The sequence below is a fragment of the Nocardia sp. NPDC058519 genome (assembly GCF_042719755.1).
Taxonomy (GTDB): Bacteria; Actinomycetota; Actinomycetes; order Mycobacteriales; family Mycobacteriaceae; genus Nocardia.
This window is the reverse complement of record NZ_JBHXNK010000003.1, coordinates 280,543-302,526: the sequence shown is the minus strand read 5'-3', so window position 1 is coordinate 302,526 and position 21,984 is coordinate 280,543. Positions and strand designations below refer to the sequence as shown.

Annotated in this window: 24 protein-coding genes; 12 read left to right on the top strand and 12 right to left on the bottom strand. The window is 67.1% G+C overall.

The window, feature by feature from the left end; translation table 11 throughout:
• The 4 genes from ACFWPK_RS05745 (at window position 1) to ACFWPK_RS05730 (ending at window position 2,474) form a co-directional block, all read left to right on the top strand.
• Complete coding sequence (locus ACFWPK_RS05745) at window positions 1-372, top strand: DUF742 domain-containing protein (protein ID WP_378913392.1); 372 nt, start codon at window positions 1-3, stop codon at window positions 370-372.
• Between the two features lie 4 nt (window positions 373-376).
• The gene (locus ACFWPK_RS05740; RefSeq protein WP_266295760.1) at window positions 377-976 is read left to right on the top strand and encodes an ATP/GTP-binding protein; all 600 of its coding nucleotides are present in this window, start codon (window positions 377-379) and stop codon (window positions 974-976) included.
• Entirely contained in the window at window positions 969-1,745 is a 777-nt protein-coding gene (locus ACFWPK_RS05735) for a hypothetical protein (protein ID WP_378913391.1), read from the top strand. The genes ACFWPK_RS05740 and ACFWPK_RS05735 overlap by 8 nt, the downstream gene beginning before the upstream one ends.
• A 504-nt stretch (window positions 1,746-2,249) precedes the next feature.
• Window positions 2,250-2,474: a hypothetical protein gene (locus ACFWPK_RS05730; protein ID WP_062986981.1), complete on the top strand. Its 225-nt coding sequence runs from the start codon at window positions 2,250-2,252 to the stop codon at window positions 2,472-2,474.
• Window positions 2,475-2,528: 54 nt separating this feature from the next.
• Here the strand turns inward: ACFWPK_RS05730 and rpmF are convergent, their stop codons facing one another.
• The 3 genes from rpmF to mrf are packed head-to-tail and all read right to left on the bottom strand — an operon-like array spanning window position 2,529 to window position 4,273.
• Window positions 2,529-2,702, bottom strand: coding sequence for a 50S ribosomal protein L32 (rpmF, locus tag ACFWPK_RS05725; RefSeq protein ID WP_378913390.1), 174 nt, complete (start codon window positions 2,700-2,702; stop codon window positions 2,529-2,531).
• 3 nt (window positions 2,703-2,705) lie between these two features.
• The gene (locus tag ACFWPK_RS05720; protein WP_378913389.1) at window positions 2,706-2,972 is read right to left on the bottom strand and encodes a type B 50S ribosomal protein L31; all 267 of its coding nucleotides are present in this window, start codon (window positions 2,970-2,972) and stop codon (window positions 2,706-2,708) included.
• On the bottom strand, window positions 2,969-4,273 hold the full coding sequence (gene mrf / locus ACFWPK_RS05715; protein ID WP_378913388.1) for a ribosome hibernation factor-recruiting GTPase MRF: 1,305 nt from the start codon (window positions 4,271-4,273) through the stop codon (window positions 2,969-2,971). Before mrf ends, ACFWPK_RS05720 begins: the two co-directional genes overlap by 4 nt.
• A gap of 103 nt (window positions 4,274-4,376) precedes the next feature.
• On the opposite strand from mrf, the gene rpmB reads away from it, so the two are divergent.
• The 4 genes from rpmB to rpsR are packed head-to-tail and all read left to right on the top strand — an operon-like array spanning window position 4,377 to window position 5,392.
• Window positions 4,377-4,613, top strand: a complete 237-nt coding sequence (rpmB, locus tag ACFWPK_RS05710; protein ID WP_194826729.1) for a 50S ribosomal protein L28 — start codon at window positions 4,377-4,379, stop codon at window positions 4,611-4,613.
• Window positions 4,614-4,622: 9 nt separating this feature from the next.
• Window positions 4,623-4,793, top strand: coding sequence for a 50S ribosomal protein L33 (gene rpmG, locus ACFWPK_RS05705; protein WP_378913387.1), 171 nt, complete (start codon window positions 4,623-4,625; stop codon window positions 4,791-4,793).
• Entirely contained in the window at window positions 4,793-5,098 is a 306-nt protein-coding gene (rpsN, locus tag ACFWPK_RS05700; protein ID WP_378913385.1) for a 30S ribosomal protein S14, read from the top strand. Before rpmG ends, rpsN begins: the two co-directional genes overlap by 1 nt.
• 36 nt (window positions 5,099-5,134) lie before the next feature.
• Window positions 5,135-5,392, top strand: coding sequence for a 30S ribosomal protein S18 (gene rpsR, locus ACFWPK_RS05695; RefSeq protein ID WP_378913384.1), 258 nt, complete (start codon window positions 5,135-5,137; stop codon window positions 5,390-5,392).
• 59 nt (window positions 5,393-5,451) lie between these two features.
• Here rpsR and ACFWPK_RS05690 read toward each other — a convergent pair whose 3' ends face one another.
• Window positions 5,452-6,009, bottom strand: a complete 558-nt coding sequence (locus ACFWPK_RS05690) for a LysM peptidoglycan-binding domain-containing protein (RefSeq protein ID WP_378913383.1) — start codon at window positions 6,007-6,009, stop codon at window positions 5,452-5,454.
• A gap of 170 nt (window positions 6,010-6,179) precedes the next feature.
• On the opposite strand from ACFWPK_RS05690, the gene ACFWPK_RS05685 reads away from it, so the two are divergent.
• A complete protein-coding gene (locus ACFWPK_RS05685; RefSeq protein WP_378913382.1) occupies window positions 6,180-6,623 on the top strand; it encodes a hypothetical protein in 444 nt (147 codons plus the stop codon).
• A 54-nt stretch (window positions 6,624-6,677) separates the two neighbouring features.
• Here ACFWPK_RS05685 and purH read toward each other — a convergent pair whose 3' ends face one another.
• The 6 genes from purH to sucC form a co-directional block, all read right to left on the bottom strand.
• Complete coding sequence (gene purH / locus ACFWPK_RS05680; RefSeq protein ID WP_378913381.1) at window positions 6,678-8,243, bottom strand: bifunctional phosphoribosylaminoimidazolecarboxamide formyltransferase/IMP cyclohydrolase; 1,566 nt, start codon at window positions 8,241-8,243, stop codon at window positions 6,678-6,680.
• Window positions 8,236-8,916 carry a phosphoribosylglycinamide formyltransferase gene (purN, locus tag ACFWPK_RS05675; protein ID WP_378913475.1) on the bottom strand — a complete coding sequence of 227 codons (681 nt, stop codon included), beginning with the start codon at window positions 8,914-8,916 and terminating at the stop codon, window positions 8,236-8,238. Before purN ends, purH begins: the two co-directional genes overlap by 8 nt.
• A 36-nt stretch (window positions 8,917-8,952) precedes the next feature.
• Window positions 8,953-10,467, bottom strand: coding sequence for a DUF6350 family protein (locus tag ACFWPK_RS05670; protein ID WP_378913380.1), 1,515 nt, complete (start codon window positions 10,465-10,467; stop codon window positions 8,953-8,955).
• A gap of 153 nt (window positions 10,468-10,620) precedes the next feature.
• On the bottom strand, window positions 10,621-11,646 hold the full coding sequence (locus tag ACFWPK_RS05665; protein ID WP_378913379.1) for a DUF5336 domain-containing protein: 1,026 nt from the start codon (window positions 11,644-11,646) through the stop codon (window positions 10,621-10,623).
• 204 nt (window positions 11,647-11,850) lie between these two features.
• Complete coding sequence (gene sucD / locus ACFWPK_RS05660; protein ID WP_056814017.1) at window positions 11,851-12,768, bottom strand: succinate--CoA ligase subunit alpha; 918 nt, start codon at window positions 12,766-12,768, stop codon at window positions 11,851-11,853.
• A 12-nt stretch (window positions 12,769-12,780) separates the two neighbouring features.
• Entirely contained in the window at window positions 12,781-13,950 is a 1,170-nt protein-coding gene (gene sucC / locus ACFWPK_RS05655) for an ADP-forming succinate--CoA ligase subunit beta (protein WP_378913378.1), read from the bottom strand.
• Window positions 13,951-14,467: 517 nt separating this feature from the next.
• Between sucC and ACFWPK_RS05650 the strand changes: the two genes are divergently transcribed.
• Window positions 14,468-15,508 (top strand): M23 family metallopeptidase, encoded by a 1,041-nt coding sequence (locus tag ACFWPK_RS05650; RefSeq protein WP_378913377.1) that lies wholly within the window; start codon window positions 14,468-14,470, stop codon window positions 15,506-15,508.
• 69 nt (window positions 15,509-15,577) lie between these two features.
• Window positions 15,578-16,999, top strand: coding sequence for a DUF1731 domain-containing protein (locus ACFWPK_RS05645; protein WP_378913376.1), 1,422 nt, complete (start codon window positions 15,578-15,580; stop codon window positions 16,997-16,999).
• An 89-nt stretch (window positions 17,000-17,088) separates the two neighbouring features.
• Here the strand turns inward: ACFWPK_RS05645 and ACFWPK_RS05640 are convergent, their stop codons facing one another.
• Window positions 17,089-19,671 carry a UvrD-helicase domain-containing protein gene (locus ACFWPK_RS05640; RefSeq protein WP_378913375.1) on the bottom strand — a complete coding sequence of 861 codons (2,583 nt, stop codon included), beginning with the start codon at window positions 19,669-19,671 and terminating at the stop codon, window positions 17,089-17,091.
• Window positions 19,672-20,050: 379 nt separating this feature from the next.
• On the opposite strand from ACFWPK_RS05640, the gene ACFWPK_RS05635 reads away from it, so the two are divergent.
• On the top strand, window positions 20,051-20,344 hold the full coding sequence (locus ACFWPK_RS05635) for a chorismate mutase (RefSeq protein WP_056816138.1): 294 nt from the start codon (window positions 20,051-20,053) through the stop codon (window positions 20,342-20,344).
• Window positions 20,345-20,443: 99 nt separating this feature from the next.
• On the opposite strand, the gene ACFWPK_RS05630 is transcribed toward ACFWPK_RS05635, so the two are convergent.
• Window positions 20,444-21,901, bottom strand: a complete 1,458-nt coding sequence (locus tag ACFWPK_RS05630; RefSeq protein ID WP_378913374.1) for an NAD-dependent succinate-semialdehyde dehydrogenase — start codon at window positions 21,899-21,901, stop codon at window positions 20,444-20,446.
• Window positions 21,902-21,984 lie beyond the last annotated feature (83 nt).

Here is a 21,984-nt window from a genome sequence, read left to right as displayed (position 1 = left end):
ATGTCGAGCCCTTACGGATCCGATAACCGGCCGACTACGCGAGTCAGGCCCTATGCCCTGACCTCCGGCCGCACCGAGCCCGCGATCGCCCTGCCCTTGGAGGCGGTAGTCGAAACGGTATCTTATACAGCGCACAACGACTGGTCCGCAGGCGATTTGCGGATCGAAATCGTGCGTCTTGCCACACATCGGCTTTCTGTCGTCGAGATTGCCGCATACCTTGGTCGCCCACTGGGTATGGTCCGGGTGATGATCGGCGATCTCGTAGTGGGCGGGATTCTTCGAGTGCATTCGACGCTGACCGAGCAGGCGAGCTACGACGAACGCCGATCACTGATGGAGAGGACTTTGCGTGGACTCCGTGGCCTCTGATGGCATGCGCCCGCCGGCCCAGGAACAACGGGTCGCATCGACCAAGATCGTCGTAGCCGGCGGATTCGGTGCCGGTAAAACGACTTTCGTCGGTGCGGTGTCGGAGATCGTGCCGCTGCGCACCGAGGCGATGGTGACCCATTTCTCCGACGGCATCGACGACCTCGCCGAAACGCCGGAAAAGGAAACCACCACCGTAGCCATGGACTTCGGGCGCATCGTGCTGCCCGGCAACCTGGTGCTCTACCTGTTCGGTACCCCGGGCCAGAAGCGTTTCTGGTTCATGTGGGACGACCTGATCCGCGGCGCCATCGGCGCGGTGGTGCTGATCGATACCCGCAGGCTGGAAGACAGTTTCGCCGCCGTCGACTTCTTCGAGGCGCGCGGGCTGCCGTTCCTGATCGCGGTGAACCGCTTCCCCAACGCTCCCCGCTTCCCCATCGCCGAACTGCGCGAGGCACTCTCGGTGCGCGAGGGAATCCCGATCGTCGACATCGACGCGCGCAACGCCGTCGAGGTCCGTCAGGCACTGGCGGCGGTGACCGAATACGCCATCGCCCAGCTCGAGCCGCAGCAGTTCGAAGGAGCGGGCAGGCGTGCTTGACGTGCTCGCCGCGACCGGTGCCGAAACGTTCGCGCACGGCACCGGTATCGCATGGCTCGCGTTGGATCTGTCGGCGCTCGGGGCGCTGGTGGCGTTCGCCTGCGTCCGGCACGCGAAGTACTCGATCCGGTTCCGGCTGATCTGGCTGACGATGGCCGCGGTCTCGCTCGGCGGTGTCGGGCTATGGCTGGCGAATTCGGTCGCGCTGCTCGCGATGCGGGTGAACGACAGCGTCATGCGGTACAACGTCGCGCTCGGTGCGGCGGCACTGGCCATCGCGGTGGTCGGCGTCCTGGCCGGATTGCTGATCAGTGGCCGGACCACGCACGTGCCGCGGCTGATCATCGGCGGGCTGACGATGGGTCTGAGCGTCGGGCTGTCGACCTATCTGACCCTGGACGCGCTCGCCGTGCAGGGCACCGTCGACGAGTCGCTCAGCCTTATCGGGGTGTCGGTGCTGGTGTCGATGGCGCTGTGCACCGCGACCCTGTGGGTATCGCAGGTGGTCCGGCGGGTGCCGGTGCGGGTGCTGGTGTCGGTGCTGTTCGCGCTCGGCGTCGCCGCGGTGTACTACACGGCCGTCGCCGCGCTGAAGTTCTCGATCGATCCGGGTATCCGGTCACCGTCCGGGCTGCCGCTGTTCGATCTGGTGTTCCCGATGTTCGTGATCGGTGCGCTCGGTCTGACGGTGCCGATCACCGCGGTGCTGGTGGCGCCGGATCGGCGAGACGTCGCGGCCCCGGTGCGTCAGCCCGTTCCGGCCCGCTGAAGGCAACCAGCTAACGTCCGGTTTGTCGGAATCTTTCCGGTCTTCCGCCCCGCTGATCGGAGCTCTCGAGACCTGCGGCGAACTACCGCGAAAACCGCCCCTGAAGTGGCGATGAGCGGGTTCCCCTAACTCGGGGAACCCGCCCTCCCGCACGAGAGTACATACCTGTGAGGGAGTCCGCATCAGTGGCCGGGGAATTTTCTTGTGGCGAAAAACAAACCAATAGTTGGTAATTCGACCACCAGCAAACACTCCGCAAGCCCTTCGATGCGTCCGCACCAAGTGGCACGCATCACACCGTTAACGGGGCGGTTGCCCCACACCCTCCCCCAAAGCCCTGAACAGGCATGACAGTGTCGAAGTAAGGCCCCTGGACATATGGCCGCGCAGAACGAACCGCCGACGCCGTGGAAGCCCACCACACTGTGCGCTAACCGAGTTATGGTCGCTGCGGGGCGCATTCGTCTCGCCCAGCACATCCAAGGTTCGTTCGAAGGAGTTCGCATGGCCGTAAACGTGGTGCTCGACAAAGTCCTCGACAAGGAATTCGAGAACAAGACGCTCGCGGAAATTCTCGCCGCTCCCCCGTCGGCGCTCGCCGGTCTCACCGAGGCGCACGACAAGCAGCTGCTCGAGGCGCTGAAGATCAAGACCATCGCCGACCTGGGCAACAACAAGTTCTTCCAGCTCGCCGCGGCCTTGGTCGCACTGGCCGAGCGCGAAGGCTGAATCTTTCTCAGATAGCAATGGCCTGCCAGGCACTCCTGGCAGGCCATTGTCGTGTCAGAGCCGGGCCGGGTCGATCATGCCCTTGCGTACGGCGTTGATGATTCGGCGTGGCACCCGGTACTCGACGCCTGCCACCGTCACCGGGACCAGCTGTGGCACTTCCGCTTTCCACTGCGCGCGCCTGCTTCGGGTGTTGGAGCGCGACATTCTGCGCTTGGGAACCGCCATGATTCAGCCCTCCTTGCCCGCGCGCGAGCGCTTTCCGTACTTGCGCTCGAACTTCTCGACCCGGCCCTGGGTGTCGAGGTTGCGGGCGGTGCCCGTCCAGAACGGGTGCGAATCGGAGGTCACGTCGACCACCATGAGCGGGTAGGTATTCCCGTCGGCCCATTCGATCGTGCGGTCGCTGTTCGCGGTCGACCTGGTCAGGAACTGTTTCCCGGTGCTCGCGTCCTCGAACACGACGGGGTGGTAGTCGGGATGGATGCCCGCTTTCATGCTGTTTCTCCTCTCGGATTGGTGCGCTCGCTCGCCGAGGCCGTTGCCTCGGTGGGATCGGCGCAGGGATCTTCGTGCCAGTCGCCGAAGGGGTCCTCCCACAACGCGACTCGTTCCGGTGCCCGCTCGACTAGCAGCAGTTCGTCGTCCTCGACCAGCGCCCAGTGCAGGGCGTGACGGATCTCGGCGGGGTCCGCGTCGTGGGCCAGGATCACCAGCGACACCTCGCGATCGCCGAACCGCTCGTCCCAGCCCAGCGCGGCCATCACCCGCCGATCGGGATCGACGGCGGCCTGCTCCTGCGCGCTCATCGCGTCCAACCAGCGCCCTGCCCCACCGACGCGCAGCCCGCCGCCCGCCGACTCGAGCCACACCACGTGATCGGGCTGGGTCGCCAGCCAGATCCGGCCGCGGGCGGTGACCACGCCGTCGAGCAGGACATCGAGCGCCTCGTGCAACCGCTGGGGATGAAACGGCCTGCGCGCGGCGAATTCGACGATCGAGACACCGCAGTCGGTGCTCAGCGGCGGCTGCCCGCGCAGCAATGGCGCGTGCGCGCCGAAGATCCGGCCCCGGCGCGAATCGGCGGGCACCCGAGTCAGCAAGGCGCCGACCTCGATCGCGTCGAAGCCCCCCAATTCGTCGAGCCAGGCGATCGGTGCCGCGGGTGCCAGCCGGTCCAGGACCGCACCGAGGCGTTCGCGATCGAGCGCGTCGGCCCCAGCGGCGAGGACGACCAGCGCGTCGGCGAAGTCGACCTGACCGACCGCCACCTGCGCGACCGTGCGCTCGTCGTCGGCCGAGGCCAGTCCCCGATCGGCCAGCACTTCGTCGCCGGTGGCGTCGGCCAGCCACTGCTGCCCGTCGAGGCAGGTCAGCACGGCCTCGATCCGCACGGAACGCCCCGCGGGCCCATCGACGCGATCGGCGACCCCGGTCACCATGACATTCTCGATCGCGTGGCACAGCGCCTCGGCCTCGATGCCGGGATCCAGCGCGAGCACGATCCGGTCGATATGTGCCCGGGTGGCGAGCGTGCACAGCATCGGCAGCAGGTCGGCGCGCAGCGTGCACGACACACAGCCGTGCGCGAGCTCGAGCACGGTAGTGCTCACCTTGCCCGCGGTACGCACCGTGCGGCGCACCACGCCTTCACGTAGTTCGGCGAGGTCGTGATGCAGCACCACGGTGCCCGCGTCCGCGCTCAACGTCTCCGCGATGTGTTCGACGCCGCCCATGGCGGGTCCCGAGAAGCCGGCCAGCAGCACCACGGGCGTTCTCCGGTCTGACTGGTCAAGCACCCGATACCCCTTTCGACAATGATTTTCATTTGCTTCAGCGCGACTGTACAGTGCGGAATAATCGTTGTCGAAAATGGTTGTCATAACCATGGAAGGAGGTCGCATGTCGGCCCACTGCCAGGTCACCGGTCGCAAGCCCGGCTTCGGAAAAGCCGTCTCGCATTCGCACCGGCGCACCAACCGACGCTGGAACCCCAACATCCAGCACAAGACCTACTACCTGCCCAGCGAGGGCCGCCGCATCACGCTGACGGTCTCCACCAAGGGCATCAAGACCATCGACCGCGACGGGATCGAGGCTGTGGTGGCCCGCATCCGCGCTCGCGGGGACAAGATCTAGGAGCTGAACATGGCCTCGAAATCGACCGATATCCGGCCGATCGTCAAGCTGAAGTCCACCGCCGACACCGGCTTCACCTACGTCACCCGCAAGAACCGCCGCAACGACCCCGACCGGCTGATCCTGCGCAAATACGACCCCGTCGTGCGCCGCCACGTCGACTTCCGCGAGGAGCGCTGATGGCGAAGAAATCCAAGATCGCCCGCAACGAGCAGCGCCGCGAGATCGTCGAACGGTTCGCGGCCCGGCGTGCCGAGCTCAAGGAGATCATCCGCAAGCCGAGCACCGGCGAGACCGAGCGCTCCGCCGCACAGGCCGAACTGCGCAACCAGCCGCGCAATGCCAGTCCGGTACGATTGCGCAATCGGGACGCTGCTGACGGCCGCCCACGCGGCTATCTCCGCAAGTTCGGCCTCTCCCGTGTTCGTGTGCGCGAGATGGCCCACCGGGGCGAGCTGCCCGGGGTCCACAAATCGAGCTGGTAGAGACTCCCCAAACTGATTCGTGAGAAGGAATATCCCATGGCAGTGAAGCGAGCACCGTCCAAGAAGGCACGTGCCGACCAGGGCCGTAAGCCGAAGAAGAATCCGCTGATCACCGCGGGCATCGAGTACGTCGACTACAAAGACGTCAATCTGCTGCGCACCTTCATCTCCGATCGCGGCAAGATCCGCAGCCGCCGCGTCACCGGCCTGACCCCGCAGCAGCAGCGTCAGGTCGCCGTCGCGGTGAAGAACGCGCGCGAGATGGCGCTGCTGCCGTTCACCACCACCAAGTAGCCCCGTGAACGCGAGAATGGCCCCGAAGCTGTTGCCTCGGGGCCACTTTCGTCCGCGTTCTACGGGATGGTCAGTACCTGACCGGCGTTGATGAGATCCGGGTTGTCGATACCGGAGGCCGCGGCGATCTCGGTGTAGCGGTTGCCGTCACCGTAGAAGCGCTCCGAGATGGCCCACAGGGTGTCGCCCGACTCGACCGTGTAGGTCTGCGCGGCAGGCGGCGGCGCGACCTCTTCGGCGATCGGGGCGGCGGCGACCGGCTCGGGAGCAGGCAGCGGGTTGTCGGTGTTGGTGGCGGTGGCCCACGCGACCGAGCCGTCGGTGCCGTAGAGCACGACGTTGCGGTCGGGCTGCACGACCAGCTTCTCGACGTTGCGGCCACTGGTGTCGGTCGCCCAGATGCGCGCCCCGCCACCGCTGTAGACGACGAAATCGCCGTCGTGCTGCAGGGCCGCGCGCTGCGCGTCCTGCCCGTGTGTCATGGCGGCCCAGACGACGGTGCCGTCGGGCTCACTCAGCACCAGGTTGCCATCCGGCTGCAGAGCCAGGGTGTACGCACCGCCGGTCAGGGACTGACCCAGCCCCAGTTCTTCGCCTACGCGCAGCGTGTCGGCCACGTTGTTCCTTTCGAAGATCGCCAATTGCTTCCGCCCAACAGAAGATGCCGGCCGATTGCCGCAGAGCCGCATCGCAGCCGAATCTAGTCCCCGTGGCGGGGAAATGGAGGGGTTATGCGCAGGGTTCGCGGAAAGTTCACGGTGGGGCCGTGCGGTCTAGGGTTGATGCCATGAGAACGATGTCGCGCTACACCGCCGCCGCGGCGGCCGTGGCCGTGCTGATCGCACCCCTCACCGCCTGCGGATCCTCGGATGATCCTGCGCCCCAACAAGTTACGTCGAAAGACAACAGCCGTCCCGAGGACCCGAAACCCGGTATCGGCCAGCCCTTCATCGCCGATCCCACCCTCGTCAACCCGAACCCGATCCCTTTCACGTCGTGGAATCGGCTGAGCGAGAACAAGATCAGCGTCAACTTCCAGACCGGCAATCCCGAGTGCTACGCCGTGGATGCCACCGTCACCGAAACCGCCGAGGCGGTCTCCGTCGCCCTGCGCTCCGGAACCCGCGCGGACAGCGTGAACAAGATGTGCACCATGAACGCCGTCTTCGGCACCTTGGAAATTCCCTTGAGCTCCCCGCTGGGTACCCGCGAGGTACTCGACGCCGGATAACCGAAAACGGGTGCCGCACCGAGGATTCGGCGCAGCACCCGTTCGGGTTTCGGCTCAGTGAGCGAAGTGGCGGGCACCTGTCAGGTACAGGGTGACGCCCGCTTGCTTGCAGAGTTCGATGGTGTCCTTGTCGCGGATCGAACCGCCCGGCTGCACGATCGCGCGCACGCCCGCGGCCACCAAGATCTCCGGGCCGTCCGAGAACGGGAAGAAGGCGTCGGAGGCGGCGACAGAGCCTTTCGCACGCTCACCCGCGCGCTCGACGGCGAGCTTGCAGGAGTCAACGCGGTTGACCTGGCCCATGCCGACGCCGACCGCGGCGCCGTCCTCGGCGAGCAGGATCGCGTTCGACTTCACCGAACGGCATGCGCGCCAAGCGAATTCGAGGTCGGCGAGGGTGGTGACGTCGGCCGGATCGCCCGCCGCGAGGGTCCAGTTCACCGGATCGTCGCCCGCGGCGTCGAGGACATCGCGGTCCTGCAGCAGCGCACCGCCGCTGATCGGACGCAGCTCAACGCCCTTGCGCTGCGGTGCTTCGGCCACCAGCACGCGCACATTCTTCTTGCGCTGCAACACTTCCACGGCACCGGGCGCGTACCCGGGAGCGATGATCACCTCGGTGAAGATCTCGGCGACCTGCTCGGCCATCTCGACGCTCACCTCACGGTTGGCCGCGATCACACCACCGTAGGCACTGACCGGGTCGGTGGCGTGTGCCTTGCGATGCGCCTCGGCGATATCGGCCGCGACGGCGATGCCACACGGGTTGGCGTGCTTGATCACCGCGACCGCGGGCTCGTCGAAGTCGAACGCGGCGCGCCACGCGGCGTCACCGTCGGTGTAGTTGTTGTACGACATCTCCTTGCCGTGCAGCTGCTCGGCCTGCGCGATCCCGACCGTGCCGTCGTTGCTGGTGTACAGCGCGGCAGCCTGGTGCGGGTTCTCGCCGTAGCGCAGCACCGCGGCGCGCTCCCACGAACCGGCGACCCAGCCGGGGAACTGCTCGGTCTCCTCGGCGACGGCTGGCACGGCGACCGAGCCCATCCAGCTCGCGACGGCCACGTCGTAGCTCGCGGTGTGCTGGAAGGCCTTGGCGGCCAGGGCGGTCCGCTCGGCGAGGGTGAACCCGCCGGACTTCACCGCGGCGAGCACGTCGTCGTAGTCGGTCACGTCGACGACCACACCCACCGAGGGGTGGTTCTTCGCCGCGGCGCGCACCATCGACGGCCCACCGATATCGATCTGCTCGACACACTCGTCGACGCTCGCGCCACTGGCCACGGTCTGGGTGAACGGGTACAGGTTCACCACCACCAGCTGGAACGCCTCGACACCGAGTTCGACGAGCTGATCGACATGCTCGGCGCGACGGGTGTCGGCCAGGATGCCCGCGTGCACACGGGGATGCAGCGTCTTGACCCGGCCGTCGAGGGTCTCCGGGAATCCGGTCAGATCCTCGACCTTGGTGACCGGAATCCCGGCCTCGGCGATCTTGCCCGCGGTCGACCCGGTCGACACCAGCTCCACACCGGCCGCGTGCAGCCCGGTGGCGAGCTCGATGAGCCCGGACTTGTCGTAGACGCTCACCAGCGCCCTCTGGATCGCCTTACGTTCACTCACCGGCGTGCTCGCTCACTGGTATTTCTGCCTTTCGTCCGTCGGAGACAATGCCTCGCGTCGCGACGGCGGCGATGACCTCCGCCAGTAACCGTCGCTCGACAACCTTGATGCGCTCCTGCAGCGTGTCCTCGTCGTCGCCGGGCACCACCGCGACCGTCTCCTGCGCGAGGATCGGGCCGGTGTCGACGCCCGCGTCGACCAGGTGCACGGTGCAGCCGGTGACCTTGACGCCGTAGGCGAGCGCGTCACGCACCCCGTGCGCGCCGGGGAACGACGGCAGCAGCGCGGGATGGGTGTTGATGAGCCGGCCGCCGAAGCGTTCCATGAACGCGGGGCCGAGGATTTTCATGAAGCCGGCCAGGACCACCAGATCGGGCTTGTGCGCGTCGACGGCCTCGGTGAGGGCGACGTTCCAGGCTTCCCGATCGGCGAAATCTTTGAGCCCCACCTTGAAGTGCGGTACTCCGGCGGCGTCGGCGTGCGCGGTGGCCGGGCAGTCCCGGTCGACGCCGACGGCGACGATCTGGGCCGGGTAGCCGGGCTCGCGGGCGGCGGCCAGCAGTGCGTTGAGCAGCGAGCCGGTGCCCGAGGCCAGAACGACGACGGTGGCCGGTGTTCTGGCGGGCTTCCACGGGGCAAACGAGGACGTCAGCGCTCTACTCCTGCGTGTGATCGGGCGGCGGCGATGGCGATAGGCGCCGGGTCGAGCTTAGCGACCGGGGGTCTTGTCCTCGTCCGGCAGGTCCGACTCGACCACTTCGACGTCGACGATGTCGTCGGCGGGCTCGTCGGTCGAGCCGGGTGCGGCGATGCTCACTTCGACGTCGTCATCGAAGTCCTCGACCAGTTCACCGTCGACTTCGACTGCGGGATCGTCGTATTCGACGGCATCCTCGTAGTCCTCGGGATCATCGTCGTCGTACTCGTCGTCTTCGTAGTAGTCGTCGTCGTCGTAATCATCGTCCTCGTAGTCGTCGTACTCGTCGTAGTCCTCGGCCGGCACGGTCGGCGCCAGGAAGCGGCGGGCGAACACCATGCCGACGAAGCCGCCGAACCCGAACCAGGTGACCATCAGCACGACCAGCATCAGCAGATCGACGCCCACCCACCCGACGGCACCGAGCTGACCGCTACCGAGGATCGCGAGCACCAGGAATGTCAGCGTGGACAGCGCGGCGCAGGTGAGGGTCGCCCACGGCGCGCCGGGCCGATCGTCGCTGGTGCGGCCGAGTTCGATCCCGCCGAGCACGCCCACGGCGAGCGGGACCAGCAGTAGCACCGCCCACCACGCCGCCGCCGGCCCTTCCGGCACGGGAATCAGCGCCGGCAGCACCGGCATGTGCCCGCCGGTGACCCCGAACAGGCCCACCGACCCCGCACCGAACAGCACCGCGGCACCGCTGAGGATCCCCGCCGCGCCGATCACCACGTTCGGCAGGTAGAGCAGCGACAACAACGTCATGCCGAGCACATCGGTGAAGTTGTGGGCCTGCTGGTAGGCACCGTCGAGCCGGGAAAAATGGACGAAGAAGGAGATCGCGGTGGCCAGTGCGGCGCAGCCGAGCATGCGGAGCACGGTGCGCCGCGCGGCACGGGCGCCCAGGACCGCCCATTCCGGGATCTCGATCGGTAGCAGCGCGCACAGCGAACCCCACGCCCGAGTGCCGATCCCGGCGGCGGCCGCGACCAGATACAGCACGAGCACCCAGCCGAACGCCGCGATCGGACCGGACGATTCGAGCGGGGTGACGCCCGCGGCATCGCCGGTGACGGCGAGGCAGACGGCCGTCATCAGCAGCGGTCCGGCCAGCACCGCGCCGGTCAACCAGCCCAGCTCGACGGGAGTCGGACGATTCGGGACCGCACGCGCGCATTCGCGGGCGGCCAGCCAGACCAGCACGGCCGTTGGTACCAGCGGCAGCAGGCCGAGCGTCGTCCTGCCCACCGTGAGCGGAACCTGGTGAGCGGCAAGCCAAGTCGCGGCGACCGCGGCGGGCGCACTGGTGAGATCGGTCCCGGTGGTGAGCATGACCACGAGCACGAGCAGCACCGTCGCCGCCAGGGCGGTGATCGTCGGCCTCGCCGCGACCAGCAACAGGGTTCGCGCCCGCTCGGGCGAGAGTGTCCACCAACCGGGCTCGGGCCCGGGCGGTGGTGCGGTGACTGTCTCCCCGGTGCCGCGTGACCCGGAGGTCCGGCGCACGAGGGCGTTACGGGAGCTCATGACAATTCAGCGTGGCAGCTTCCCCGGCAGCCACGGGTCAGGCGCGCCGCGAGCCCACAGGCGTACCTGTGGGCTCGCGATCGAACCTGGACCACCGTGCGGCAGCCGTGTTCATTCGACATGTCCGGACATCGACCGACCATGCCTGCGGTTTTACTTGTTGTCGTCGTTCGGACGGAACGCGGTGGTCGCGTCGGCCGCCGGGTCGGCGGTCTGCTCGCCACCGAACGGCTGCGGCTGGCCCGGCGAGGACTGCTGTGCGCCACCGTAGGTCGGCGCACCGAACGGCTGGCCCTGCGGCTGTCCACCGAAAGTCTGCGTCGCGCTCTCGTCAGGACGCGGCTGTGCCTGCGGCGCCGAACCATACGGCGAGGGCTGCTGCTGCGGGGCACCGTACTGCTGGCCGTACGGCGACTGCTGCGGCTGACCGTAGGACTGCTGACCCGGCTGACCGTAGGACGGCTGCGCCTGCGGCACCGCAGGCTGGCTCTGCTGGCCGTACGGCGACGGCGACTGCGTCGGGTACTGCCCACCGGTCTGAGCCTGGCCGTAACCGGTCTGACCGTAGGACTGCTGGCCGGTGGCCTGGCCGTAGCCCTGCGGCTGGCCGTAACCCTGCTGGCCGTACTGGCCGTACTGGCCCGGCTGCTGTTGCGGCTGAGCCGGTTTCGGCGCGGGCACCTTGATGAGCCCCAGCCCGAACAGGAATGCCAGCACCAACAGCACGGCGACGACGAACGACAACGCGGCGACGACGAACGCGCCCCACTGCAGTTCCATGCCTTCACCCACGCTGATCAACGACACGACGACGCCGAGGAACGAGGCAACCGCGAGTGCGGCGGCGACACCGAGGACATTCTGCTTGGGCAGCAGCGACAGCCCGGCCAGCAGGGCAGCGGCCAGGATGAGCGTCGCGATCGCGCCGCTGCTCGACTCGAACATGCTGCCGGTCGAGGTCTCGCGCAGCGCGGTGAAGCCGACATACGGCGCGAAGCCGAGGAGGAAGGTGACGACGCCGAGTCCGGCCGCGGCCGCGGTCAGAATGAACGGCAGCCCTTTGCCTTCCGAACCGGTCGCGGTCGATGGCGAAGCCGCGGCGGCTCCGGTACTCGGGCCCTGAGGCGCGGCGGGTGTCGCGGGTGCGTTGTACCCGGAGCCCCCGGTCGGGTATGACATGTCTCGTCGTCTCCTTGTCGAGTCGTGCGCATCGGTCGCGTCGAACTGACTGGTGCCTGATCCGATACCTGACGCTACTGCACGCCACGGCCATGGGCATCACCTACCGATGCAGGCTGTGGATAAACCACCGCCTGTGGATGAATCGACGAAGGCCGCCCAGGTTAAACCTGAAGGCGGCCTTCGACAGTGTGAGATTTCAGATCACGCAGAAGCGATGGACGCCTTCTCCAGGATCTCGCGAGCGAGCGCGGCGGTCGCGGACGGCGTCTTGCCGACCTTCACGCCTGCGGCCTCGAGCGCGTCCTGCTTGGCCTGCGCGGTACCGCCGCCACTGGAGACGATGGCGCCGGCGTGGCCCATGGTCTTGCCCTCGGGCGCGGTGAAACCGGCGACGTAGCCGACGACCGGCTTGGTCACGTTGGCCTTGATGTAGGCAGCGGCGCGCTCTTCGGCGTCGCCACCGATCTCGCCGATCATGACGATGATCTTGGTCTCGGGGTCCTTCTCGAACGCCTCGATGGCGTCGATGTGGGTGGTGCCGATAACCGGGTCGCCGCCGATGCCGATCGCGGTCGAGAAACCGAAATCACGCAGCTCGTACATCATCTGGTAGGTCAGGGTGCCCGACTTCGACACCAGGCCGATCGGGCCCTTGCCGGTGATGTTGTTCGGGGTGATGCCGACCAGCGCCTCGCCGGGGGTGATGATGCCGGGGCAGTTCGGGCCGATGATGCGGGTCTTCTCGCCCTTTTCGACGTTGTAGGCCCACGCGTAGGCGGAGTCCTGCACCGGGATGCCCTCGGTGATGACCACGAGCAGCGGGATCTCCGCGTCGATGGCCTCGATGATGGCGTCCTTGGAGAAGGCGGGCGGCACGAACGCGATGGAGGTGTCGGCGCCGGTCTTCTCGATCGCCTCGGCGACGGAGGCGAACACGGGCAGCTCGATCTCGTTGCCGTCTTTGTCGGTGTGCTTGACCGTGGTCCCGGCCTTGCGCGCGTTCACGCCGCCGACGACGTTGGTGCCCGCCTTCAGCATCAGCGCGGTGTGCTTGGTGCCCTCGCCGCCGGTGATGCCCTGGACGATGACCTTGTTGTCCTTGTTCAGGAAGATGGACATGTTCGCTGTTCCTTACTTGGCGCTGAAGGCGAGTTCGGCGGCCTTGTCGGCGCCCTCGTCCATGGTCTGGGCCAGCGTCACCAGCGGGTGGTTGGCCTCGGCGAGGATGCGACGACCCTCTTCGACGTTGTTGCCGTCCAGACGAACGACCAGCGGCTTGGTGGCCGCGGCACCGAGCACCTCGAGGGCGCCCACGATGCCGTTGGCGACCGCGTCACAGGCGGTGATGCCACCGAACACGTTGACGAACACGCTCTTGACCTGCGCGTCGCCCAGGATGACGTCCAGACCGGCGGCCATCACCGAAGCCGAAGCGCCACCACCGATGTCGAGGAAGTTGGCAGGCTTCACGCCGCCGTGGTTCTCACCGGCGTAGGCGACGACGTCCAGGGTCGACATGACCAGACCGGCGCCGTTGCCGATGATGCCGACCTCACCGTCGAGCTTGACGTAGTTGAGGTCGTTTTCCTTGGCCTTGAGCTCGAGCGGGTCGGTCGCGTCGACGTCGGCGAACTCGAGGTGGTCGGGATGCCGGTACTCGGCGTTCTCGTCCAGGGTGACCTTGCCGTCGAGGGCGAGGATCTCGTCGGTGGGGGTGCGCACCAGCGGGTTGACCTCGACCAGGGTGGTGTCTTCGCCGATGAAGACCTCCCACAGCTTCTGGATGGTCACGGCCGCGGCGTCGAGCACGTCGGCGGGCAGGTGGCCCTTCTCCGCGATCTCACGGGCGAAGGCCAGGTCGACACCCTTGACGGCGTCGACGGCGATCTTGGCGAGGCGCTCGGGAGTCTTCTCCGCGACCTCTTCGATCTCCATGCCGCCCTCGACCGAACACATGGCCAGGTAGGTGCGGTTGGACCGGTCGAGCAGGAAGGAGATGTAGTACTCCTCCGCGATGTCCTTGGCCTCGGCGACCAGGAGCTTCTTGACGATGTGGCCCTTGATGTCGAGGCCGAGAATGTTCTGCGCGTGCGTGAACGCGTCTTCCGGGGTGGCCGCGTACTTGACGCCGCCAGCCTTGCCGCGGCCGCCCACCTTGACCTGCGCCTTGACCATCACGGGCTTGCCGATTTCCTCGGCAATGGCGCGTGCTTCTTCGGCCGTGTCGCAAACACGACCCTCGGACGAAGGCACTCCGTGCTTAACGAAGAGCTCCTTCGCCTGATATTCGAAGAGATCCATGTACTCACCGTCTCGTCTGCGTTGCTATGACAACGTCTTTGTTGGCGGCCCGACGTCGGTAGCGGGTCGGATCGGACTGTAGCTAGTCACGGGGAGGGCTAAACGACCACGTTCATAGTAAGTGGCGCAGGTCACGACCCTTAACGGGAGCCCCGAAAAACCGCTGGCCAAGGCTACTGGCGAGTAGTTTTTGGGCGTTTTCCGGCGCCTTGCCAGGTCGGGCCGCCTAAAGCCGGGACACCCCGGCATCTACTACGTTATGTCGTCGACAGACCTCACCCGGGATGCCGGAAAACGGTGAGATATTCCATCGCGTTACGGTGACGAATGTCACACACGCGTGTAGGTTTTCGACCAGCGCTTGCCACTCTGCAATCGCTTCGTTACCGTCAATGCGGTCGAAGTCACAACCAGGTCACGACAACCAGGTCACGACTGGCAAGTCAGGACTGAGGAGGACGACAAGCTTGAGGTACTTCAGTACTCGCTTGGAAATGCTGGCGATTCGGCACAGCCGATGAACCACCGCTCCACCCTTCCAGTCGAAGATCGCACCACCTCCGGCCACCGTTACCGGTATGCCGACGAATACACATCGCACCCACAGGCTCGTCGCGCTCCCGCTGCCGCATGGCCGCAGACCGACGATGCGTGGCGCGACCAGAACACCTGGTCCGACGACGCGGCATGGACGCCCGCCGAGGACGAATGGACCGCGGACGAGTCCTATGACACCGGCGCCTACAGCACCGACTGGGCGCCCGTGGCCGAAGAGACCACCGCGGAAGAACCGCCCGCGCCGCGCCGCGCCGAACGTCGTGGTGGCGCACACCGCGTCCCCGCACCGCCCGCCGCGCTGAAGGGCCGCGCCGCGGTCATCGCCGTTGCCGCAGGCGCGGTTGTCGCCGCGGGTCAGGCGGCTATGGCCGATCCGGGCCAGCCCGCACACGGCATCGATTACGAGGCCGCGGGCCAGGTCCACGAGATCGCCGCGCAGTCGATGAGCACCGCCGATATCGGCGACCCTGGCACCGGCGCCTCGCCGCAGGTACTCGACGCCACCACCGTCGCCGACAAGAACCACTTCGACGACATCCTCGCCAAGGGTGCCAAGTTCGCCGAAGACCTCGCCGCCCAGGAATCCGCCAAGCTGCGGCCCCTGTTCGCCAAGTTCACCTCGGGCAACTACACCTCCGGTTACGGTGCTCGCTGGGGCGTCCAGCACCTCGGCATCGACGTCGCGGGCCCGATCGGCACCCCGATCTACGCGGTCGCCGACGGCACCGTCATCGAAGCGGGCCCGGCCTCGGGTTTCGGCATGTGGGTCCGTGTCCTGCACGACGACGGCACCGTCACCATCTACGGCCACATCGACACCGCCACCGTCTCGCAGGGCGAGCGCGTGATGGCGGGCGACCAGATCGCCACCATGGGCAACCGCGGCTTCTCCACCGGCCCGCACTGCCACTTCGAGGTCTGGCTCAACGGCACCGACAAGATCGACCCGGTCCCGTGGCTGGCCACCCGCGGCATCAGCCTCGGCTCCCAGCGCGACTGAGGGCTCGCGCCTGTCTACGTGACCAGTAGCACGCTTCCTCTCTGTCATGGGCGGGGTTAGCGTTGCGGTATGGCTGGTACGACGAAGTACACGCAGTTCATCGGGCTCGCACCGGAATTGGTGTGGGGGGTGCTCGGGGATCTCGAGCAGTGGCCGGAGTGGAATCCCGGGGTGCGGTCGGTGCGGTTGCACTCGCCCGTTGCCGTCGGGGCCACCGGGGATTATGTGCCGAATGGGAATTTCTCGGCGCGGATCCACGGGCGGTTCGGGAAAGCGTTCACCGTCACTACCTTCGAGCCCAATCGTGAGCTCGGCATCGAGCAGCCCGAACCCGCGGGCACCATGTACCTCACCTGGCGGCTGACCCCCTGCGACGGTGGCACCGAGATCACCCAGGAACTCCGCTTCACCGGCCCGTCGGCCGCCGCGGCCCGCACCCTCGTCCGGCCGTTCATCGAAACCGATGCGCGCGTGAACTTCTCGCGCCTGGCCAGGCTGGCCGGACTCGCTCCCACCGACGACGCGCTCAATGTCGTCGTCGCGGGCGGCACCGGCGCACTCGGGCTCCAGATCGCCGCCGACCTGACCTGCCGCGGACAGCGCGTCACCCTGCTGACCCGACGCCGCAACCCGGCTCTTCCGTTCCGCCAGACCGAATGGGACGGCCGCTCGGTCGGCTCCTGGTCCGCCGAACTGCGCGAACCCGGTCGGCTCGCGGTGATCAACCTCGCCGGAAAGCTGGTCGACTGCAGGCCGACCGAACGCAATGTCGCCGAACTGCGCTCCAGCCGAGTCGATTCCACCACCGCCCTCGTCGCCGCGGCGGGTCTGCGCGACACCCCCGTCGACTACTGGGTGCAAGCAAGCACCACGGCCATCTGGTCGGACGCGGGCGAAACCCGGTGCACCGAAACAACTCCCCTCCCGGTCGGCCTCCCGCAGATGACCGGCGTCGCCCAGCCATGGGAGGAAGCGTTCGACCCCGCCCGCGCCGACCACTGGACGATCCTGCGCACCTCCATCGTCCTCGACCCCGACGCCCCCGCCCTCAAACGCCTCGGCCAGCTCACCAAGGCCGGTCTCGGCGGCCGCGTAGGCCCCGGCGATCAGTGGTTCAGCTGGATCCACATCGAGGACTGGCTGGCCATCGTCCGCGCTTCACTCGGCCTCGACCCCACCGTCACCCTCCCCGACGGCATCCTCGTAGCCGCCACCGAATTCCCGGTCCGCAACACCGAACTCATGTCCACCCTCCGCCGAATCCTGCACCGCCCCCCATCACCGCCAACCCCCTCGGCGATCCTGAAAGTAGGCGCGGTGGTCCTGCGCACCGACCCCGCCCTAGGCCTGACCGGCCGCCACGCCACCTCCGAAGTCCTCCACAAAGCAGGCTTCGACTTCAAATACCCCACCCTCGACGAGGCCCTAACCGACCTACTCGGTTCCGCCTCTCCGCGTATTCAGCGCGCCGTCCGGGAGCGCGACCATTAGGTCTCGGCCATACGACCTGCGCGCAGCGGCTGGGAGGTGGTTGGGGAGTTACCCATGTTCTTGCGAGATCAGCGGGTTGCCCAACCAACTCACAACTTCACAATCGTCCGGCTGAACTGCGGAATCAACCGAATCTTCCCCGCCGACCCGAAGTCGATGGTCACCGTAGCCAACGGCCCCACCCCATCAGCGGCCACAACCCGCCCCAACCCGTACTTGTCATCGGTAACCCGATCCCCCACCGCGAGAACGAGTTCGGTGTTGTTCCGCTTCACCGCCCCACCCGGCGCCGGCCTGCGCTCACCGGATCCCCCACGCACACCGGGCCGCTGATCCCACCCACTCCCACTGGTCCAATCCCGATCGAACCCGCTGTCCTCACCCCGGCGCCGCCCCCGCTGCACCGGCGAGACCACCGGCTCCAACCTGCGCCAATCCAGCAGATGCTGCGGAATCTCCTGCAGGAACCGCGATTCCGGGTTCGACACCGGCTGCCCCCACCCCGACCGCACCACCGCGCGCGAAAGATAGAGCCGCTGACGCGCCCGCGTAATCCCCACATAGGCCAGCCGACGTTCCTCGGCCAGCTCGTTCGGATCACCCAGCGCCCGCATGTGCGGGAACTGCCCGTCCTCCCAGCCGGTCACGAAGACCACCGGGAACTCCAGCCCCTTGGCCGTGTGCAGCGTCATCATGGTGACCACACCCGTGCCTTCGTCCGGGATCTGATCGGTATCGGCGACCAGCGACACCCGCTCGAGGAACGCGGCCAGCGACCCCGGCTCCGGTTCACCATCGCCGGCCTCCGGCACCAGCCCTTCCTCACGCGCCGCCTCGGCATTGTTGAACGCCTCGGAACTGAATTCGCGTGCGACGCTGACCAATTCGTTGAGGTTGTCGAGTCGCGCGCCGTCCTGTGGATCGTCGGAGGCTTCCAGTTCGCCGCGATATCCGGTGCGGTCGAGCACCGCCTCGACCACATTCCCCACATCGGGATAGTCGCTGTCGGCCCGCTTACCGGCCACCCGGATCTCGTCGAGCAGATCGAGGAATCCCGCGATGGCCCGCTGCGCGCGGGTATTCAGCAACGCGACCTTGCCATCGGCCGCATCGCGCAGTGCCGCGGCGAAACCGATGCCGCGCTGTTCGGCGTGCACCGCCACGCAGGCCTCCGCACGATCGCCGATCCCGCGACGCGGAGTGTTGAGAACGCGGCGCACACTCACCGCGTCTTCGGGATTTTCCAGCACCCGCAGGTACGCCACCACGTCGCGCACTTCTTTGCGCTCGTAGAACCGCACACCACCGACCACCTTGTACGGCAGGCCCATTCGGATGAAGATCTCTTCCAGCGCACGCGAATTGTTGTTGGTGCGATAGAACACCGCCACGTCGCCGTAGTTGGCATCGCCGGTGTCGACGAGCCGGTCGATCTCCTTGGCGACGAAGGAGGCTTCGTCGTGCTCGTTGTCGGCGACGTAGCCGGTGATCAGTTCACCCTCGCCGGAATCGGTCCACAGTTTCTTCTCGCGCCTGCCCTCGTTGCGCGCGATCACCGCGTTGGCGGCGGACAGAATGTGCTGGGTGGAACGGTAGTTCTGTTCCAGCAGAATGGTTTCCGCATCCGGGAAGTCGCGTTCGAATTCCTCGATATTGCGGATCGTGGCGCCACGGAACGCATAGATCGACTGGTCGGCGTCGCCGACCACGCACAACTCGCTCGGCTCGACCGCCTGCTCGTCCGCCTCGCTGTGATGCCCGACCAGCTCACGCACCAGCACGTACTGGGCGTGGTTGGTGTCCTGGTACTCGTCGACCAGCACGTGCCGGAACCGGCGCCGGTAGTACTCGGCGACCTGCGGATGGTTCTGCAGCAGTGCCACCGTCTCGCCGATCAGATCGTCGAAGTCCATCGCGTTGGCCGAGCGCAACCGCCGTTGGTACTCGGCGTAGACCCTGGCGACCAGGGCGGGCAGTTCGGTGTCGTCGGCTTCCGCGTCGGCGGCGGCCTTTTCCGGACCGATCAGTTCGTTCTTCAGATTCGAAATGGCGGTCGACAGCAAACGCGCGGAATACTTCTTCGTGTCGATCTCGAAATCGCGGCTGATCATCGTGAGCAAACGCCGCGAATCATCGGCGTCGTAGATCGAGAAATTCGAATTCAAGCCGGGCAGCAGTGCCGCCTGCATCCGCAGTATGCGCACACAGCTGGAATGGAACGTCGATACCCACATGCTGGCCGCGCGCGGGCCGACCAGCCCGGCGACCCGTTCGCGCATCTCGGCGGCGGCCTTGTTGGTGAAGGTGATGGCCAAGATCTCACCGGTGCGCACGCCACGCGCCGCGAGCAGGTAGGCGATCCGGCGGGTGAGCACCGCGGTCTTGCCCGAGCCCGCGCCCGCCACGATCAGCAGCGGGGACCCCGCGTGCATCACCGCGGCACGCTGGGGTGGGTTGAGCCCGTCGAGCAGTCGCTCGATCTCCTCGGCGCGCTGTTGTTCGCGCTCCTGGCGCCGCTGCGACTGTTCGGCGCTGTTCCTGGCCGCCGCCTGAGCCAGCGCGGACGCGCCGGTGCCACCGCCGTCCCGAGGCGGTAGCGCGGCACCGCTGGGCGCGGGCGCTGGTTCGCTGGGATCGGTGGCTGAGGCGTGGGGAGCGACCGTGATATCCATCGTCTGTCCACGCTACCGGCGGGCACCGACAAGCCGCGAACCGCCGCCGCAGCGATGACCGGCCGACGACGTCCCGGCAAACCACCGGTGAACGCGGCCAGGTCGGCACGGGCCGCACCTGGTGAACGTTCTCAGCGAATTCCTAAACAGAACTGTTTTGCCTACCTAGCAGCCCGTGGCAGACTGGGCCTCATGTTCAGCGCTTCTCCGCATGCCCGGATCGGCTGCCGATCCGATATCGTGACGGTGCGTACGATTTATTGCGCGCTCCCGGGGGGATCAGGTACCGCCCATCGGGAAAGTTTCAGGGTGACGGAACAGATCGGGTAACAGGCCGTTCGGTTTGACCGATCCAAGTTCTGACACGAGGAGATGAATGATGAGCACCCCCGCTACGACCACGGGCTCCGATTCGGCCTTGCCGCAATCCGAAGCCGAGATCGACAAGCTCCGCCTCGAGATCGACCAGCTCGACGCCACGATCCTTGCCGCGATCAAACGCCGCAGCGAAATTTCCCGGATCATCGGCCGTACCCGCATGGCTTCCGGCGGTACGCGCTTGGTCCACAGCCGCGAGATGAAGGTGCTCGAGCGCTTCAGCGAGCTCGGCCAGGAGGGTCACACCCTCGCCATGCTCCTGCTCCGCCTCGGCCGCGGCCGCCTCGGCCGCTAGACAACCCCATAGACCACGCGGCGGACCAGCCAGTTCGCCGCTTCCAAAAAGCCGCCCCGGGTGCAACACCATCCCCGGGGCGGTTATTTTTGGCCCGGCTCAGGTCAGAGCGATGTATTTGGTGTTCAGATATTCCTCGATGCCCTCGGTGCCGCCCTCGCGACCGAAGCCTGATTCCTTGACACCACCGAACGGGGCCGCGGGATCGGAGATGACGCCACGGTTGACGCCGACCATGCCGCTCTCCAGTGACTCCGAGATGCGAAGCGCCCGATCGAGATCTCGGGTGAAGACGTAGCTGACCAGCCCGTATTCGGTGTCGTTGGCGGCGGCGACGCCCTCGTCCTCGGTATCGAAGGCGACGATCGGGGCCACCGGGCCGAACACCTCCTCGCGCAGGATCCGGGCGGTCGGCGGCACATCGGCCAGGATCGTGGCCGGGTAGTACCAGCCCGGACCGCCGGGGGCCTTGCCGCCGATCAGTACTCGCGCGCCGACGGAAACGGCATCGTCGACCAGGTCGCTCACGATCTCGCGCTGGTCCTCGCTCACCAGCGGGCCGAGGGTGGTCGCGGAGTCGGTGCCCGGGCCCATCACGACGGTGTCGGCCATCGCGGCGACGAACTTCTCGGTGAACTCGGCGACCACGCCGCGCTGCACGTAGAACCGGTTGGCCGCGGTGCACGCTTCGCCGCCGTTGCGCAACTTCGCCTGCATCGCACCGGCCACGGCGGCGTCGATATCGGCATCGTCGAACACCACGAACGGCGCGTTGCCGCCCAATTCCATGGACGTGCGCAGCAACCGGTTCGCGGACGCCGCAACGAGTTTCTTGCCGACTTCGGTGGAGCCGGTGAAGGTGAGCTTGCGCAGCCGCGGATCGTCGATCAGCGGACCCGTGACAGCCCCGGAACGCTGCGTGGTGACCACCGACAGCACCCCGTCGGGCAGGCCCGCTTCGCTACAGAGCTTGGCCAGCGCCAGCATGGTCAGCGGCGTCGCCGAGGCGGGTTTGACGATCATCGTGCAGCCTGCCGCCAGCGCGGGCCCGATCTTGCGGGTGCCCATGGCCAGCGGGAAATTCCACGGCGTGATCGCCAGGCACGGCCCCACCGGCTGCTTGGCGACCATGATCCGCCCCGCACCCGACGGCGCGTTCAGGTATCGCCCGTGAATCCGCACCGCCTCCTCACTGTTCCAGCGGAAGAACTCGGCGCCATAACGCACCTCGTTGCGGCTCTCGGACAGTGCCTTGCCCATTTCGAGCGTCATCAACAGCGCGAATTCCTCCGCCCGCGCGGTCAATTGCTCGAACACCGTTCGCAGGATTTCACCCCGCTCCCGTGACGGTGTCGCCGCCCACGCCTCCCCCGCCGCGACGGCCGTGTCCAAGGCCAGCATCGCGTCCTCGGGAGTAGCGTCCGCCACCTGCGCGATCACCGCCCCGTCGGCGGGATTGCGCACGTCGAAAGTCCCACCCCCGGTGGCCTCGACGGGTCCGGAGCCGATCCACAAACCCTTGGGTACGAATTCGAGTACGTCGCGTTCAGACACCATGCGCCCAGCCTAAGCCCGCCACCCCGGCCACCGCCTCGATCCCGCGAACACATGCGGCGCCCCTCGATGATCAACGCGGTACC

Bases quoted from the DNA above. Each gene is read 5' to 3' on its own strand.
- ACFWPK_RS05745 (WP_378913392.1), top strand. From the start codon at position 1: ATGTCGAGCCCTTACGGATCCGATAACCGGCCGACTACGCGAGTCAGG.
- ACFWPK_RS05740 (WP_266295760.1), top strand. From the start codon at position 377: ATGCGCCCGCCGGCCCAGGAACAACGGGTCGCATCGACCAAGATCGTC.
- ACFWPK_RS05730 (WP_062986981.1), top strand. From the start codon at position 2,250: ATGGCCGTAAACGTGGTGCTCGACAAAGTCCTCGACAAGGAATTCGAG.
- rpmF (WP_378913390.1), bottom strand. From the start codon at position 2,702: ATGGCGGTTCCCAAGCGCAGAATGTCGCGCTCCAACACCCGAAGCAGG.
- ACFWPK_RS05720 (WP_378913389.1), bottom strand. From the start codon at position 2,972: ATGAAAGCGGGCATCCATCCCGACTACCACCCCGTCGTGTTCGAGGAC.
- rpmB (WP_194826729.1), top strand. From the start codon at position 4,377: ATGTCGGCCCACTGCCAGGTCACCGGTCGCAAGCCCGGCTTCGGAAAA.
- rpmG (WP_378913387.1), top strand. From the start codon at position 4,623: ATGGCCTCGAAATCGACCGATATCCGGCCGATCGTCAAGCTGAAGTCC.
- rpsN (WP_378913385.1), top strand. From the start codon at position 4,793: ATGGCGAAGAAATCCAAGATCGCCCGCAACGAGCAGCGCCGCGAGATC.
- rpsR (WP_378913384.1), top strand. From the start codon at position 5,135: ATGGCAGTGAAGCGAGCACCGTCCAAGAAGGCACGTGCCGACCAGGGC.
- ACFWPK_RS05685 (WP_378913382.1), top strand. From the start codon at position 6,180: ATGAGAACGATGTCGCGCTACACCGCCGCCGCGGCGGCCGTGGCCGTG.
- ACFWPK_RS05670 (WP_378913380.1), bottom strand. From the start codon at position 10,467: ATGAGCTCCCGTAACGCCCTCGTGCGCCGGACCTCCGGGTCACGCGGC.
- ACFWPK_RS05665 (WP_378913379.1), bottom strand. From the start codon at position 11,646: ATGTCATACCCGACCGGGGGCTCCGGGTACAACGCACCCGCGACACCC.
- sucD (WP_056814017.1), bottom strand. From the start codon at position 12,768: ATGTCCATCTTCCTGAACAAGGACAACAAGGTCATCGTCCAGGGCATC.
- sucC (WP_378913378.1), bottom strand. From the start codon at position 13,950: ATGGATCTCTTCGAATATCAGGCGAAGGAGCTCTTCGTTAAGCACGGA.
- ACFWPK_RS05650 (WP_378913377.1), top strand. From the start codon at position 14,468: ATGAACCACCGCTCCACCCTTCCAGTCGAAGATCGCACCACCTCCGGC.
- ACFWPK_RS05645 (WP_378913376.1), top strand. From the start codon at position 15,578: ATGGCTGGTACGACGAAGTACACGCAGTTCATCGGGCTCGCACCGGAA.
- ACFWPK_RS05640 (WP_378913375.1), bottom strand. From the start codon at position 19,671: ATGGATATCACGGTCGCTCCCCACGCCTCAGCCACCGATCCCAGCGAA.
- ACFWPK_RS05635 (WP_056816138.1), top strand. From the start codon at position 20,051: ATGAGCACCCCCGCTACGACCACGGGCTCCGATTCGGCCTTGCCGCAA.
- ACFWPK_RS05630 (WP_378913374.1), bottom strand. From the start codon at position 21,901: ATGGTGTCTGAACGCGACGTACTCGAATTCGTACCCAAGGGTTTGTGG.